General features: G+C 70.4%; 11 protein-coding genes and 3 pseudogenes. 8 read left to right on the top strand and 6 right to left on the bottom strand.

The annotated features are described in order from the left end of the window. Nucleotides 1–1,254 carry an NAD(P)/FAD-dependent oxidoreductase gene (locus OG289_RS03925; protein WP_327312588.1) on the bottom strand — a complete coding sequence of 418 codons (1,254 nt, stop codon included), beginning with the start codon at nucleotides 1,252–1,254 and terminating at the stop codon, nucleotides 1–3. Nucleotides 1,255–1,260: 6 nt separating this feature from the next. Further along, nucleotides 1,261–1,449, bottom strand: a complete 189-nt coding sequence (locus tag OG289_RS03920; protein ID WP_327312587.1) for a ferredoxin — start codon at nucleotides 1,447–1,449, stop codon at nucleotides 1,261–1,263. Between the two features lie 329 nt (nucleotides 1,450–1,778). On the opposite strand from OG289_RS03920, the gene OG289_RS03915 reads away from it, so the two are divergent. From OG289_RS03915 to gndA, 7 genes and pseudogenes are all read left to right on the top strand, one after another. Beyond that, a complete protein-coding gene (locus tag OG289_RS03915) occupies nucleotides 1,779–3,128 on the top strand; it encodes a glutamine synthetase family protein (protein WP_327312586.1) in 1,350 nt (449 codons plus the stop codon). 97 nt (nucleotides 3,129–3,225) lie between these two features. Further along, nucleotides 3,226–4,509 (top strand): cytochrome P450, encoded by a 1,284-nt coding sequence (locus tag OG289_RS03910; RefSeq protein WP_327312585.1) that lies wholly within the window; start codon nucleotides 3,226–3,228, stop codon nucleotides 4,507–4,509. A gap of 246 nt (nucleotides 4,510–4,755) precedes the next feature. Continuing rightward, complete coding sequence (locus OG289_RS03905; protein WP_327320579.1) at nucleotides 4,756–6,363, top strand: cellulase family glycosylhydrolase; 1,608 nt, start codon at nucleotides 4,756–4,758, stop codon at nucleotides 6,361–6,363. 301 nt (nucleotides 6,364–6,664) lie between these two features. Then, a pseudogene (locus tag OG289_RS03900) lies at nucleotides 6,665–6,760 on the top strand (LLM class flavin-dependent oxidoreductase); the annotation flags it as partial. A 131-nt stretch (nucleotides 6,761–6,891) separates the two neighbouring features. Next, nucleotides 6,892–7,217 (top strand): annotated as a pseudogene (locus OG289_RS03895) (LLM class flavin-dependent oxidoreductase); the annotation flags it as partial. A 114-nt stretch (nucleotides 7,218–7,331) separates the two neighbouring features. Further along, nucleotides 7,332–7,838: a MarR family winged helix-turn-helix transcriptional regulator gene (locus OG289_RS03890; RefSeq protein ID WP_327312584.1), complete on the top strand. Its 507-nt coding sequence runs from the start codon at nucleotides 7,332–7,334 to the stop codon at nucleotides 7,836–7,838. 177 nt (nucleotides 7,839–8,015) lie between these two features. Continuing rightward, nucleotides 8,016–9,455 (top strand): NADP-dependent phosphogluconate dehydrogenase, encoded by a 1,440-nt coding sequence (gene gndA / locus OG289_RS03885; protein ID WP_327312583.1) that lies wholly within the window; start codon nucleotides 8,016–8,018, stop codon nucleotides 9,453–9,455. A 379-nt stretch (nucleotides 9,456–9,834) separates the two neighbouring features. Here the strand turns inward: gndA and OG289_RS49560 are convergent, their stop codons facing one another. From OG289_RS49560 to OG289_RS03875, 3 genes are all read right to left on the bottom strand, one after another. Next, nucleotides 9,835–10,239, bottom strand: a complete 405-nt coding sequence (locus tag OG289_RS49560; RefSeq protein WP_442819062.1) for a DDE-type integrase/transposase/recombinase — start codon at nucleotides 10,237–10,239, stop codon at nucleotides 9,835–9,837. After that, nucleotides 10,182–11,147, bottom strand: coding sequence for an acetylxylan esterase (locus OG289_RS03880; RefSeq protein WP_327320578.1), 966 nt, complete (start codon nucleotides 11,145–11,147; stop codon nucleotides 10,182–10,184). The genes OG289_RS49560 and OG289_RS03880 overlap by 58 nt, the downstream gene beginning before the upstream one ends. A 97-nt stretch (nucleotides 11,148–11,244) precedes the next feature. After that, complete coding sequence (locus tag OG289_RS03875) at nucleotides 11,245–12,870, bottom strand: PucR family transcriptional regulator (RefSeq protein WP_327312582.1); 1,626 nt, start codon at nucleotides 12,868–12,870, stop codon at nucleotides 11,245–11,247. A gap of 188 nt (nucleotides 12,871–13,058) precedes the next feature. On the opposite strand from OG289_RS03875, the pseudogene OG289_RS03870 reads away from it, so the two are divergent. Next, a pseudogene (locus tag OG289_RS03870) lies at nucleotides 13,059–13,884 on the top strand (lyase family protein); the annotation flags it as partial. 235 nt (nucleotides 13,885–14,119) lie between these two features. Here the strand turns inward: OG289_RS03870 and OG289_RS03865 are convergent. After that, complete coding sequence (locus OG289_RS03865) at nucleotides 14,120–15,673, bottom strand: RICIN domain-containing protein (protein WP_327320577.1); 1,554 nt, start codon at nucleotides 15,671–15,673, stop codon at nucleotides 14,120–14,122. Nucleotides 15,674–15,876: the final 203 nt, after the last annotated feature.

The raw sequence follows: 15,876 nt of genomic DNA, 5'->3' as shown, positions 1-15,876 counted from the left end.
TTACGAAGTGAGAGCGGGCTGCTTCAGCAGCTGGGCGCGGTAACGGGCGGCGCCCATGGCGGTGGTGTGGCCGCCGAGCGCGACGACACCGACCAGCCGGCCGTCGACGTGGTAGCCGACGAGGACGTCCCCGTCCGGGTCGCCGTCCAGGACACGGACGTCGTCCCGGCCGAGCACCGGCGCCCCGAAGGACTGCAACCGGAACTCGTGCTGGTCGCTCCAGAACGTGGGCAGCGGGGCGAACGGAGTCGACTCCCCTTCGGTGCCGCTGAGATGGGCGACGAGGGCCTTCGCCGCGTGCTTGGCGGTGTCGGTGGGGATGGACCAGTGCTCGACCCTGCGGGGTACGCCGTCGTAGCGGGCGTTGGGGAATCGGGCCACGTCGCCGACCGCGACCACCTCAGGACGTCCCCCGACCCGCAGGTGTTCGTCGGTGAGCACACCGTCGGTGAGGTCGAGCTCGTTGCCGTCCAGCCACTCGACGTTGGCGACCGAGCCGACCGACTCGACCACGACGTCGGCGGGCAGCACGCGACCGTCGGCCAGGCGCACACCGGTGACCCGGCCCCCGTCCGCACCGCCGACACCCTGACCCCCGCCGTCGCCCTCGAAGCCGCTCACGCCGACGCCGAGCGCGAAGCGCACTCCGCGCTCCTCGTGTCGCTTCAGCAGAGCACGGGCGAGCAGTTCGCCCAGCGGGCCCACCATGGGCAACGGCAGCGGATCGACGACCGTCACCTCGGTGACGCCCAGGCCGACGGCCGTCGCGGCGACCTCGCAGCCGATGAAACCGGCCCCGACCACGACCACACGGACACCGGGCCGGGTCAGTTCCCGGCGCAGCCCCTGGGCGTCGGCGAGCGTGCGGACGGTGTGGCGGCCGGTGAGCGGGCCCGGACAGCGCAGCCGCCGGGGCCGCATCCCGGTGGCGACGACCAGCCCGTCGTAGGGCAGCGACGAACCGTCGTCGAGTGTGGCGGTCCGCCGGTCGAGGCGGGCCGCGACCACCTTCGTGCCGAGCCTCCACTCCACGTCGGCGGCGGCCGCCTTCGGGGTGAAGGCCAGCGACTCGAACGGCGCCTTCCCGGCCAGCACCTCCTTGGACAGGGGCGGCCGGTTGTAGGGCATGTGGGGTTCGTCCCCGACGACCGTGACGGCGCCGGTCCAGCCCGCCGCGCGGAGTTGTTCGGCGGCGCGCAGACCGCCCATCGAGGCGCCCGCGACGACGATGCGTCCGGTGGCGGTTCCGGTCATGGGGCCTCAGTCCTCGATCCGGATGGCCTGGAGCGGACACACGTCCGCGGCCTCCTCGACCTCGTCGCGCAGCGCGTCGTCGGGGTCGGGGGCGTAGGCCAGGCGACCGTCGGCGTCCAGCGAGAAGACGTCCGGGGCCGCGAAGACGCACTGGCCGTGGTCCTGGCACTTGTTCATGTCGACGACGACCTTCATGGCCGTTCCTCCAGAGGGTGAGGGCGTCGGAGCGGGGCGAAGAGCGGGGGAGAGGGGCCCGACAGCGTTGCGATGCCGCGGCCGGGCCCCGGCCAAAGGGGTGCGGAGGAGCCGCACCCCTGACTCGTTTGGCTTCAAACAACATAGGAAGCCGCTCGACCCTGGTCAATACCTGTCCAGGTGGATAAATTTTTAGGGGCGCCCCCTTGCGGGACGGCGGACACCGTCCCTACCGTTCGGGTTCAAACGACATGCCGGAGTGGCCCTCCCTCTCGCCCCCGGCCGGCGTCGCCTTCTCGCCACCCGTCCAATCCGCCCGAGGAGAATCGGTGAGCGCTCACGACACCCCAGACATCCGCCGGTCCATGGAGCGGCTCGCCGCCGACGGCATCGACGTGGTCCGGGTGACCTATCCCGATCTCATGGGCACCGACCGCGCCCGTGACGTGCTGCTGGAGGCACTGCCCCGTGCCATGGAGCACGGGCTCGCCTTCTGCCGGGCCGTCTACCACACGAGCCCGCAGGGTGACGTCGTACCGGTCGAGGGAGGCCTGGACGCGGGCCTGCCGGACATCACCGTACGACCGGACCTCGACACGCTGGTCGCGCTCCCGTGGGAGCCCGGTGTCGCCACCTGTCTCGCGGACGTCGTCGACCCCGCCACCGGGGCTCCCGCCCCGGAGTCGCCCCGTGACCTGCTGCGGGGCGTCCTCGCGCGATGTCGGGAGCGGGACCTGCGACCGGTCGTCGGACCCGAGCTGGAGTACTTCCTGTGCGAACCGGACCCGGCCGGCGGCTGGCGCCGCTACGCACGGGACCGCGGCGTCGTCTACACGGCGGGACTGCGCGCGGACCCCGACAACCACCTGCTGCGCACCCTGCGGCACGTCCGGGATCTGAAGATCGACGTGCTCAGCGGCAACCACGAGTTCGACGGTGGCCAGTTCGAGATCAACCTCCTGCACTCGGAGGCGCTGTCGGCCGCCGACAGGGCCTTCCGCTTCAAGGCCGCGATCAAGGAGCTGGCCCGCCGGGAGGGCCGGCTCGCCACCTTCATGGCGAAGCCCTTCAACGACGCCGGCGGTTCCGGCTTCCACCTCCATCTGTCGTGCGAGGACGCCGAGGGCCGCAACGCCTTCGACGACCCAGCGGGCGCCTACGGACTGTCCGCCCATGCCCGGCACGCCGTCGCAGGTGTCCTCGCGCACGCCCCCGCCCTTGCCGCGCTGGCCAACCCGACCGTCAACTCCTACAAACGCTTCGGCCCCGACACCCTCGCGCCCTGGCTGGTCGACTGGGGCCTGGACAACCGCAGCGCGATGGTCCGCGTCCCGCCCGAGCGCGGCTCCGGCGCCCGCCTCGAACTCCGGCTCGGCGACGCCGGCGCCAACCCCTATCTGCTGATCGCCGGTACCGTCGCAGCCGCCCTCCTCGGTATCGAGGCAGGCGAGGAGCCGCCCGCGCCGCTGGAGGGCTACGGCTACGACACCGCGAAGGCGACCGTCCTGCCCATGGACCTGTCCGACGCGCTCGACGCGCTGGAGGCGGACACCGCCCTGACCGACCTCCTCGGCAAGGGCTTCACCAGCTCCTTCCTCACCTACAAGCGCAACGAGGTCGAACGCTTCCAACGGCACGTCACCGACTGGGAGTTCACCGAGTACGCCAACCACCTGTGACAGCCACGACAGACGTGACGGCCACGACAGCCACGACAGACGTGACTGCCATGACGGCCGTGACCGCTGTGACATCTGTGCCCTCTTGGAGCCACGCATGACCGAGATCCTGACCCCCGCCGTGAGCGAACCCATGCCGCTCGCCGACGTCGACCTCGCCGACCTGGACAACTTCACCGACGGGGTCACCCCCTGGCGCATGTTCCACACCCTGCGCCACGAGGACCCGGTGCACTGGCAGCCCGAGGAGGCCCCCAACTCCGGTTTCTGGGCGGTGACCCGGCACGCCGACATCGCCCGCGTGGACCGCGACGCCGAGACCTTCACCTCCACCAGGTTCGTCAATCTCGAAGAGGTCGACGACGACCAGATCAAGAAGCGCGCCTCCATCCTGGAGCTGGACGGCGTCCGCCACCGGGCCCTGCGCAGCGTGATCCAGCGCCAGTTCGGCGCCGGTGTCATCAACAGCTACGCCGACTTCCTGCGCGGTCTGACGGCGAAGACACTGGACGCGGCCCTCGCCAAGGGCAGCTTCGACTTCGTCAAGGAGGTGTCCGCCGACTTCCCCATCAACGTGCTGGCCCGGTTGCTGGACGTCCCGCCGGAGGACAACCAGCAGCTCATCGACTGGGGCAACCGCATCATCGGCAACACCGACCCCGACTACGCGGACGTCCTGCTGTACAGCGCGGAGAGCGAGAAGTACCGCGACCTGCCGTTCCGTTCGCCCGCCTCGCTCGAAGTCTTCGAGTACGGCCGGGAGCTGGCACGTCAGCGGCGAGGGGGTGAGGGCAGCGATCTGGTCTCGAAGCTCGTCAACACCACCCCGCGCGACGGAGTCCCGCTCTCGCCGCAGGACTTCGACAGCTACTTCCTGCTCCTGGTCGTGGCCGGCAACGAGACCACCCGGCACACCATCACCCACTCGATGCTGGCCCTCCTCCAGCACCCCGAGCAGCTGGCCCGGCTCAAGGACGACCCGTCCCTGATCCCCACCGCGGTGGAGGAGTTCCTGCGCTGGGCCTCACCCGTCTACCACTTCCGGCGCACCGCTACCCGGGACGTCGAACTCGGCGGCAAGCGGGTCAAGGAGGGCGACAAGGTCGTGATGTGGTTCGCCTCCGGCAACCGTGACGAGGAGGTCTTCGGCAACCCCTACGACTTCGACGTCGCCCGGCAGCACAACGACCACGTCACCTTCGGCAAGGGCAGCCCCCACCTGTGCCTGGGCAACCTGCTCGCCCGCACCGAGATCCGCATCATGTTCGAGGAACTCGTTCCCCGCCTCGCCGACATCCGCCTGGCCGGCGACGTCCCGCGCGTGCGCTCCAACTTCGTCAACGGCATCAAGAAGCTGCCCGTCGAGGTCACCCTCGCCTGACACCGGCACGGGGCAGTACCGCATGGCCGAGCGATACTGCCCCTTCTTTATCTCCGTGCGCGATGTCTTGACGTGTACTTGACGCGATGGCTTTATGGGAGCGCTCCCACACACCCGTTTCTTGGCCTCACTTCTGGAGTCGCAGTGAGAACGACAAGAAGCACGACAAGCAGCACGTTACGACGCACGCCGCGCACACGCCCCTTGACCAGCCTGCTGACCAGGCTCGCGGCCCTCCTCGGCCTGATGGTCCTCGTCGGTGCTCTCTGCCCGGCCGTCGCGCAGGCCCAGCCCCCGGCCCCGGCCCGGTCGTCCGGCACCCTCGCCACCGGCCTCCACATCAGCAACGGCCGCCTGGTCGAGGGCAACGGGAACGACTTCGTCATGCGCGGTGTCAACCACGCCCACACCTGGTATCAGGGCCGGACGCAGCAGTCGCTCGCCGACATCAAGGCGATGGGCGCCAACACCGTGCGTGTGGTCCTCGCCGACGGCCACCGCTGGAGCGCCAACAGCGCCGCCGACGTGGCGAACGTCGTCGCCCAGTGCAAGGCCAACCGGCTCATCTGTGTTCTGGAGGTGCACGACACCACCGGCTACGGCGAGGACAGCGCGGCCGGCACGCTCGACCAGGCGGCCGACTACTGGATCGGTCTGAAGGACGTGCTCGCCGGCCAGGAGAACTACATCATCGTCAACATCGGCAACGAGCCCTGGGGCAACACCAGCCCCGAGGGGTGGACCGCCCCCACGACCGCCGCGATCAAGAAACTGCGCAACGCCGGCTTCGAGCACACGATCATGGTGGACGCGCCCAACTGGGGCCAGGACCTTCAGGGCGTCATGCGTGCCAACGCTCAGTCCGTCTACGCGGCCGACCCCACCGGCAACCTGATCTTCTCGATCCACATGTACAGCGTCTACGACACCGCGGCGGAGATCACCGACTACCTGAACGCCTTCGTCAACGCTAAACTCCCCATCCTCATCGGTGAGTTCGGCGGCCCCGCCGACCAGTGGGGCGACCCCGACGAGGACACCATGATGGCCACCGCCCAGCAGCTGGGGCTCGGCTACCTGGCCTGGTCCTGGAGCGGCAACACCGACCCGGTCCTGGACCTGACGCTCAACTTCGATCCCACGCAGCTCAGTTCGTGGGGCCAGCGCGTCTTCAACGGCGTCAACGGCATCGCCCAGACCGCCAAGGAAGCCACGATCTTCGGCGGCGGCACCCCGGGCGACACCCAGGCACCGACCACCCCCGGCACCCCGGCCGCCTCCGCCGTGACGGCCACCTCCGCCACCCTCACCTGGACCGCCGCCACCGACAACGTCGGCGTCGCCGGCTACGACGTCGTACGGATCAGCGGAACGACCGAGACCGATGTCGCCGCGTCCACCACCAGCACCGCGACCGTGACCGGCCTGACGGCTAACACCGCGTACACCTTCGCCGTCTACGCACGCGACGCCGCCGGGAACCGCTCCGCCCGCTCGGCCACGGTGAACGTCACCACCGGCAGCGCGCCGGCTGTGGCCTGCTCCGTCGGTTACCGCGTCGTGGGGGAGTGGCCGGGCGGCTTCCAGGGCGAGATCGCGCTGCGCAACACCGGCGCCTCCGCCATCAGCGGCTGGAAGCTGGTCTTCGCGTTCGCCGACGGTCAGACCGTCACCAACATGTGGGGCGGGACCGCCACCCAGAGCGGCGGCACGGTGAGCGTCGCCCCCGCCTCCTACACCTCCACCGTCCCCGCCGGCGGCTCGGTCACCGTCGGCTTCATCGGCAGCAAGGGCGCGACCAACACCGCACCGACTGCGTTCACCCTCAACGGCGGTGCCTGCGCCACCAGTTGACCGGCAGTCTCACCGACCGGCGGTGGCGGGCACGCAGCCTCCGCCGGTCACGGACGACAGCCTGGACGGTGCTGCGGGGCGCTCGGCGATCCCGCAGGTCCACGGAACCCGCCCGGGCGGGCATCGCGCGGAAAAGGGTCTGCGGAGGATCAGTTGCCCCGTTACGGTCTCCGCACTCCGAAGAAACAGCTCTCTGTGACCAACGCCGCAGAACGGGAGCAGGTCCGCGCGGAGCGCGCGGGGCCAGGGAGGGGGCGGCAGTCTCTGTCGTCATGCCCTCCGGAGGATTGCGCCCACGAAGATCGGTCTCGGTCTCCCCATCGACGACACCGCACTGCTGCTGAGCTGGGCCCGGCGTGCCGACGCGGGGCTGTTCACCTCGCTCGGCCTGCTCGACCGGCGACGGAGCCGGCGCGGGCCCAGGCCCCGGCGGCGGTGGCCGACGCGCCTGAGGCGGCCACCACCGCGGCGGCCCCCGAGCGGAGCGCGGCCGGCCTGCGGACGCGCACGCTCACCGACCTCACCCGCCGGCTGGTCTTCCACACCCCCGAACCCCTCGTCACCCTGGCGGCGCTCGCCGGCGCGACCTCCCGCATCCGTGTGCAGACCGAGGTGCTGATCGCGCCCGTCCACAACACGGCCCTGCCGGCCAAGCGGACCGCGACCCCGGACCGTGTGCCGGGCGGCCGGTTCACGCTCGGCATCGGCATCGGCATCGGCGGTCGTGAGGACGACTGTCCGGCCGCGGGCATCGATCTCCGCCGGCGGGCCGCCGCCTCGACGAACGGATGGCCCCGCTGCGCCGGACCTGGGCCGGCGAACCGTACGGCGAAGGCGCCGGGCCGATCGGACCCAAGCGCTGGTCCTCGGACCCCGACCAGGTGGACCGCCTGGCCGAGGTGCCCGTGGGTGCCCTTCTCTTAGTGATTGAAAAATCAAACAGCCGTTGTCGTGGGTAATGTGTGCTCATGTCCACGACGCCCCGCTGGCTCAACGCCGACGAACGACGAGCCTGGCTGGCCTACGTCGACTTCTCCACGCTGCTCGTCGACTACCTCAACCGGCAGTTGCGGCGCGATGCCGGGATGACGCACGCCGACTACAGCCTGCTGGCCTACCTCTCCATGGCCCCCGACACCACCCTCGGCATGTCGGAGCTCGCCGAGCGTCTGAAGATCACGCGCAGTCGGCTCACCCACGCGGTGAACCGGCTGCGCGAGGTCGGCCTCGTGGACCGCAGGGAGGACCCCGCCGACGGCCGCGGCCAGCTCGCCTTCCTCACCGGCGAGGGAAAGGCCCTGCTGGAGGAGGTCGCCCCCGGTCATGTGGAGGCCGTGCGCCGGGCGGTGTTCGACGTCCTCACCCCCGAGCAGGTGCGCCAGTTCGCGGAGATCGGTGAGGCGATCAGCGAGGCCCTGCACCGGGCCGAAGGCGCCGAGTCCGACCCCGCGGTGCTGCCCTGGCGGCGCCGGTAGCGGCTGCTCGGGCGGTGGGGCGGTCCGGCCGGTTCGTCCGGCCCGGGAGGCTCGGTGGGACCGATCGGCGCAAGGAATCGGTGAGGGATCGAGAAGAACCGGCCGACGGTCCGTACCTGGGGGTACCGGGGGCCGCGCGCCCCTCCGACCACGCCACCGATCCTAGGGACGTACCTCGTGAACGCAACCGCCGCCATCGGCGTCACCGGCCTCGGCGTGATGGGCCGCAACCTCGCGCGCAACTTCGCCCGCAACGGCTACACCGTCGCCGTCCACAACCGCACCGCCGGACGCACCCGCGCGCTCGTCGAGGAGTTCGGCCACGAGGGCACCTTCGTCCCCGCCGAGTCGGCCGCGGACTTCGTGGCCGCGCTCGAACGCCCCCGCCGACTGATGATCATGGTGCAGGCGGGCGCGGTCACCGACGCCGTCATCGACGAGTTCGCCCCGCTCCTGGAGCCCGGCGACATGATCATCGACGGCGGCAACGCCCACTACGCCGATACCCGCCGGCGCGAGGAGGCCCTGCGTGAGCGCGGTCTCCACTTCGTCGGCGCCGGCGTCTCCGGCGGCGAGGAGGGCGCGCTGAACGGGCCGGCCGTCATGGTCGGCGGCTCGACCGAGTCGTACGACGTCCTCGGCCCCATGTTCGAGTCCATCAGCGCCAAGGTGGACGGGGAGCCGTGCGCCACGCACATCGGCACCGACGGCGCCGGACACTTCGTCAAGATGGTCCACAACGGCATCGAGTACGCCGACATGCAGCTCATCGCCGAGGCGTACGACCTGCTGCGCCAGGTCGCCGGCTACAGCCCGGCCGAGATCGCCGAGGTCTTCCGCACCTGGAACGAGGGCCGGCTCGGCTCCTACCTGATCGAGATCACCGCCGAGGTCCTCGCCCACACCGACGCCACCACCGGCAAGCCCTTCGTCGACATCGTCGTCGACGCCGCCGGCCAGAAGGGCACCGGCCGCTGGACCGTGCAGACCGCCCTGGACCTGGGCTCCCCGGTCACCGCCATCGCCCAGGCCACCTTCGCCCGCGCCGCCTCCAGCCAGAGCGAACTGCGCGCCGCGTACGCCGGACTCCCCGGCGGCACCACGCCCCCGCTCAGCCGCACCGAGGCCACGCGCTTCACCTCGCAGGTCGAGCACGCCCTGTACGCCTCGAAGGTCATCGCCTACGACCAGGGCTGGAAGATGATCCTGGACGCGGCCGGCGAGTTCGGCTGGAAGATCGACCTGGGCGCGGTCGCCCGGATCTGGCGCGGCGGCTGCATCATCCGCGCCTCGTTCCTCGACCGCATCCGCGCCGCGTACGCCGCCGACCCGGACCTGGTCAGCCTGCTCGGCGAGATGGAGTTCGCCATGGAGATCACCGACGCGCAGGTGCCCTGGCGGGAGACCGTTGCCTCCGCCGCCCGTCGCGGCATCCCCGTCCCGGCCTTCTCCGCCGCGCTCGCCCACTACGACACCCTGCGCGCCGGCCGCCTGCCCGCCGCCCTCCTCCAGGGCCAGCGCGACTACTTCGGCGCCCACACCTACGGCCGCACCGACCGCCCCGGTGCCTTCCACACCCACTGGGCCGAGGCCGGTCGCCCGGAGACGTCGGCCTGACAGATCCCGATACGAGAGGGGCGGGGCACTCCACGAGTGCCCCGCCCCCTGACCGGTGTCGGCGACCGTCGGTCAGACGCCCGTCTGTAAGGTGCGCGATCTCGTGCGCAACGCCGGAGCTGTGACCTGAGGTTCCAGCAGACGTGCGCAACGGTCCGGACCGGTTGTCCGAGGCAAACGCGCAACCAGTGAAGGGCACGCATTTTGGATCGTCACGCTGCGTGAGACCGGCAGTCTGTGGGTGCCAGGGCGGTCTGGTGAGTGCAGAACCCGGGCAGGGAGCGCGTAAATCCCTGGACGAGAGTTCCGTGCTTGCTCCGCGGTGAGATGCCGACTGTCAATCCCCTCGAACTGCGGAGTCCTTCCTATGCAGCCAGTCTCATGGTGAGGCTGGCCCAGTACTCGTTCTCGTAGTCGATCGGGCTCTTGAACCCGCACACGCTGTGTAGTCGGCGGGTGTGTAGAAGTCGGTGATCCAGGTGGCGATCCTGATTCGGGCCCCGGTGCGGGTGGCGAAGGTGTGCCGGTGGACGTACTCGACCTTGAGGACACTGTTGAAAGCCTCGCTGACGGCGTTGTCGAAGCACGAGCCGACCCGGCCCATGGACTGCGTCACTCCCAGCCGGCGGCAGGCTCGGGCGAACTTCCGTGAGGCGTACTCGCTTCCGCGGTCCGAGTGGAAGATCACGCTGCGGACGTCACCGCCGCGGGTGGCCGCTGCCATGTTCAGCGCGGCCACGACGAGGTCCGCGTCGTGGTGGGCGCCCATCGCGTAGCCGAGCAGGCGCCGGGAGAACAGGTCGATGACCGTGGCGAGGTAGAGCTTGCCTCCTCGGTGACGATCTCCGTCATGTCGCCCGCCCAGACCAGGTCGGGTTCCTCGGCGGTGGAGTCCCGCTTGACGAAGTCCGGTGCGGCCGGCCGCTTCCCCGGCCTGGTCAGCCCGCTTCGGTATCTCACTTTCCGGGCGACGAGGCCGAGTTCGGCCATCAGCTTCGCGACGGTGTTCACCGAGGTGCGCCAGCCCCTGCGGACCAGCAGAATGAAGATCTTCGGTGATCCGTAGCTGCCGCCGGACTCGGTGAAGATCTCCCTGATCTCGTCGGCCGGCCGCCGCCTGCGCAGTTCACGCCCGGTGGGACGGCGATCGCGCCACTTGTGAAACCAAGACTCGCTCACGCCCAGGGCGCGGCACGAGACAGTGTGCGGGATGTTGTTGGAGTCGCAGCCGCAGCCGCAGCCGCAGCCGCCGTCGTGGTCGGCGAACGGCCGCACGGTCACGGTGCGGTCCTGGCCCGCGTAGTGGTTGATCGCGGCGTAGACCGTCGAGGGCGGGCATACAGGGGCCGTCAGGCCGACGCCGAACAGAGCCGAAGTGGTGGCCCGTTGGGCGAAGTGGACGCCGTCGAAGCAGCCGAGGGTGGCGAAGGTAGCCGCCACGCGGTGGTGGCTGTGCCGGTGCGGGCACGTGGTGATCTTCGGGTACGGGCCCTCGCGGCCAACGCCCGGCAGTCGGCCGCCGTCGGCCGACCGGGGTGCGGCGGGTTCTGGGAGCAACCGTCCTCGTTGTGACCCCAGTGCGGATCGCGCAACAGATTCACCACGGGCGCCCGCGCCCAAGGCGGTTGGTGCCGGAGCCGATCGTCGCCGGCGGCGCCGGTGGAGGGCGCGTCTCTCCACCGACACGGCCATGGCGACCTCGTGCACGAGGTCCCCGTCCCCGGTGGTGGCGCCGACCCCGCCGCCTGCTGGTTGGAGCAGCGCTGCCGAGGCCGCAGCCCGTTCCACGTCAGTGGGCTCGAAGCACATCAAGTGCCGTGAGAGCCGCGTGGAGTTCGGTGCGCTGTTCGCCGGACTCCAGGTCGCGGTCGAGGAGACGCTCGATGGTGCGCAGGCGTTGGTACATGGTTTCGCGGGAGAGGCCGCCCCGGCGTGCGGCAGTGGTCTTGTTGCCGGCCGCTTCGAGGTAGTGGCGCAGCGTCGTCAGCAGGTCGGTGCCGTGCTGGATGTCGTAATCGATGAGTCGCCCGAGCTGCTGTTCGGCGTACTCCTGGATCCGGGTGTCCTCGCGGAGGGCGTACAGCAGGCGGTGCAGGCCGATGTCGGACAGCTCGTGGAAGGACCGGTCCGGGGGGAGGGGTTGGCCGGGTGGGGTGGCCTCGGCGACGCGGGCCGCCTCGCGGAACGAGCGGGCGGCGTCGGAGAGGTCCGTGATCTCCGAGTCGACGCTCACCACTGCTTGCGGGGCCAGGCTCAGTGCGGTGCTGCACAGTCGTTCGACGATGGGGCGCCAAGGTTGGGAGGGACGCAGAGCCAGCAGGATGCCGAGGCGGTCGGGGGCCAGCTCGCCGACGAGGGCCGAGATGCCTGCCGTCCGGAGCTCCTGGAACAGGCGGGTCTCGGGGTCGGTTCCCCCGCTGCCTGTGCGGAGGTTCACCAGGGTCGCGACGAACCGGCTTCGGTCGGTCGGCAGGCCCAGTGCGGCGCAGCGGGCGCGGGCGTCCTCGGCGGAGCGGTGGCGCTGGTCGACCAGTTCGCGCAGGGCGTTTCGGTGTGCGGTGCGTTCCCAGGGGGTGGGATGGATGAGGCGGGCGACGGTCAGTGCCATCGCGGTCCTCTCCAGCACGGTGATGTCCTCCGGCCCGAAGGCGGGGCCGTCGGTGCGGGCCGGGAGCATGACCACACGGCCCCAGCGCTCGCCCTGGTACTCGACGGGTGCGGTGAGCCAGCCCGCCGGGCCGCATGTCGCCGTGTGGTCGTCGGCCCCGGTGGCCCTGGAGCGCTGTTCCCAACCGGTGAGCGCCTCCTCCACCGTGCCTCCGGACGGTTCGCAGATCAGTGCCTGGTGCACCAGGTTCTCCAGGACGACCGTGCGGCCGCACATCTCCGCCGCCGCACGCACCACGTCCTCCGGTCCGGCACCGCGCAGGGTCAGGGCGGTGAACGCCTCGTGGATGCGCTGGGTGCGGCGCATCGCGTCCGCCTGGTTGCCGAGCAGGAGGGCGTGCACGACCTGGGTGACCTCCAGGAAGTTGACGTCCTTGGCGAGCGTGACGAGGGGAAGGCCACGCAGGCGGCAGGCGTCGACGAGTGCGTCCGGCGGGCGGTGATAGCGACGTACGAGTTCGATGACCAGCGCCGCGGCCCCGATGTCGGCGAGTTCGTCGACGTACCGGCGCACGCCTGCCACGTCTTCCGGGAGCGGCATTCCGGTGGTCAGGACGAGTTCGCCGCCCTTGAGGAAGGACGCGGGGTCGGTCAGTTCGGTGATGTGGACCCACTTGACCGGCCGGTCCAGGTGGGGCACACCGGTGGCGACCTGGGGTTGTCCGGCGGCCAGGACGGGAAGGGCCAGGACGTCGGCGACGGTGAGTGCGCGGGTGGGCCCATGGCCGGCCGGGTGGTTGTCGTTCACGGTGTCTCCATGGGGTCCCCTGCTCGAGCACGGCTCAGTGCCCGGGAGTGCCAGGCCACTGTGACCAGCGTCGCTGACCTGCGCAAGAGTGGTCCGTGAGCGATCGGCAGCCGGCATGCCCCCCCCGATGAGGCTGACACAACGTCCGGATGTCGCGGCCCGGCCGGACAGATCGCAAGTTGGCGCACCCCTGGTTCGCGGGTCAAGAGTTCTCTGCGTACGCCGTCATGATTGACGAGGACCGCAACCGTCTTGACGAGGCGGTCCAGTTGATCCATGAGATCAACCTGGGTGCCACGGCGATCGGCACCGGCCTCAACACCCCCGCCGGGTACGCCGAGTCGGCGCGCCGCCATCTCGCGGACATCACCGGGCTGCCGCTGGTCACCGCAGCCAACCTGGTCGAGGCGACCCAGGACTGCGGCGCCTTCGTCCAGATGTCCGGCGTGCTCAAGCGGATCGCCGTCAAGCTCTCCAAGAGCTGCAACGACCTGCGGCTGCTGTCCTCCGGGCCGCGCGCGGGCCTGGGCGAGATCAACCTGCCGCCGGTGCAGGCCGGTTCGAGCATCATGCCGGGCAAGGTCAACCCGGTGATCCCGGAGGTCGTCAACCAGGTCGCCTTCGAGGTGATCGGCAACGACATCACCATCACCATGGCCGCAGAGGCCGGACAGCTCCAGCTCAACGCCTTCGAGTCGATCATCCTGCACTCCCTTGTCGGAGTCGATCACCCATCTGCGCGCCGCCTGCCTGACCCTCGCCGAGCGCTGCGTGGACGGCATCACCGCCAACACCGAGGCGCTGCGCGCGAGCGTGGAGAACTCCATCGGCCTGGTCACCGCCCTCAACCCGCACATCGGGTACACGGCGGCCACCGACATCGCCAAGGAGGCCCTCGTCACCGGCCGCGGTGTGGCCGAACTCGTCCTGGAACGACGCCTGTTGCCCGCCGAGACCCTCGCCGACCTGCTGCGCCCCGAGGTCGTCGCCGGCAGTGGCCAGGCCCTGGTCTGACAGGGGCGGTGCGCCGGGGCACACGGACAGCGCGAGCAACGCGTGGCAGGGAGTCGGACCGGCTCTGCCGCGCATCGTCGGACTCGTCGCCGTCGGCACGCCGGTATCCCTTCCTGCGAGACCGGGCGCGGTGGCGGGGGTCGGCATTCTCGACCATCGGGTCGAGCCGCCACATCAGGGGTCGGATGTCCCGTAGCCGGGCCGGATCCGTGGTGCTCCGGGGCGGTCGGTGCCGTCACCAGCCTGTCGGCAGACCGGCGATGAACGAGGTGAGCCGGTCGGCGATGAGTCGGTCGTCGTGGGCCGAGTAGTGCCAGTCGCAGCCGAGGAAGTCCAGGCCCGAGTCGTCGAGGGACCAGTAGCGGACCCGGCTGTCGCTGGCGTCGTTGCGCGCCTTGACGACCTGCTGGACATGGCCGGCGTACTGGCCGGCGCCTACCGCCACGATGGTCGTGTCGGCCCCGTAGCGCGTGCGCAGCTTCTGGATGAAGTCGCCGTAGGCGCTGCGGTAGGCGGCCGCGAGGCTGTCCGGCGTCCACGGCTCACCGGGGTTGATGGCGGTCGAGAAGTCGTTGGTGCCGAGGTTGACCACCACGACCTGGGGGCGCCAGGTGCCCGGGTTCTGCCAGACGTCGCCCGACACGTTCAGCAGGGCACGCTCGTAGAAGGTCCGGTACGTGACGTCCGGCGAGCCTCCGTTGTAGTTGCGCACCATGCCAAGGCCCGAGTAGCTGTTGATCTGGTAGTCGGCGTTCAGTTGCCGGGCGGTGAGGGCGCCGTAGCTCACATCGGAGTTGGTGTTCCGCTTGACCTGGTCCCAGGTGCAGGTGCGCGAGGTCGAGAGGTTGCCGTAGCCCACCGTGAGGGAGTCGCCGATGAACTCGATCTGGCGGTTACGGGCGGCCGGTTTGCTCAGTACGGCACCGCCGGGCGCGGCGACGAAGCCTCCGAAGGTGCTGGTGTCCCCTGGGGTGTCGTTGCGCTTGACGAGCCGGACGGTGTGCGTGCTGTTCGACAGGCCGTTGATCCAGTGCGTGGTGTTGCCGGGCGTGACGAGCGTGGCGACGGTGACTCCGTCGATCTGGACGTCGTAGTCGGCGGCCGAGTCGTTGAGAACGATGCCCACGCCGGTGCCGCTGACGCGGCCCTCGAAGTACACGCCGGGCCAGCTGTACTGCACGGTGTTTCCGGCGTCCTTGACCCGCCCCGCGGTGTGCACCTGTGCCAGCACTCCTGTCGCGCGGACCGGTTGCCACTGCTGGTTGGCCCCGCCCCAGTCGGTGAACTGCACGACCTTGGCGCCGTCCGCGGTGGAGGCGTTGTCGACCTCGACGGCCTTGCCGCTGTTGCGGTTGATCAGACGGACGTAACCGTCCGACGAGTCGGCCAACCGGAACTGCTGGTTGGTGCCGCCCGCGTCGCTCCACTGCGCGATGTCCGCGTGGTCGGCGGTGGAGTAGTTGAGCACGTCCAGCACCTTGCCGGAGTGCTGCGCCTTGAGCCGGTAGTAGCCGCCGCCCGAGTCGACGAACTGGAACTGCTGGTTGGCGCTGTCGGTGCGGGTCCACTGCGTGAGACTCGCCCCGTCGGCGGTGCTCGCGCCGGCCACGTCGAGCACCTTGCCGCTGCCCCGGTTGACCAGCACGTACCACGCGTTCGTATCCACGGTGGCCGCCTGCGCCGCCCCAGCGGCGCCAAGTCCGGTCAGCAGCGCCGCCAGTAAGGCGGTCACCGCGGCGAGCACTCCCGTACGCCTCCCGCCTCCCCACCACGACACGCTTAATGTCATATGCATGCCATCTCTCTGCATTCGTGTCCCTTTCACTGAGTGTGGCCGCCCGTCCTCCGGGGCACGCGCCCCGAGGCGGGGCCCAGTCGCGTCGAAGTTCGAACCGTTGGCCGGCGTTGCTGTTGCAGGTCCTCTGCGAGAGGGTGGGTCATCAGCGGCCGCGGCCGATCACGCGTCCGTCCCGAGGCTTCGGATGCCCACCG

This window comes from Streptomyces sp. NBC_01235, assembly GCF_035989285.1.
Taxonomy (GTDB): domain Bacteria; phylum Actinomycetota; class Actinomycetes; order Streptomycetales; family Streptomycetaceae; genus Streptomyces.
Note: the sequence above shows the minus strand (reverse complement) of the source record. Positions and strands in the feature narration are given on the sequence as shown.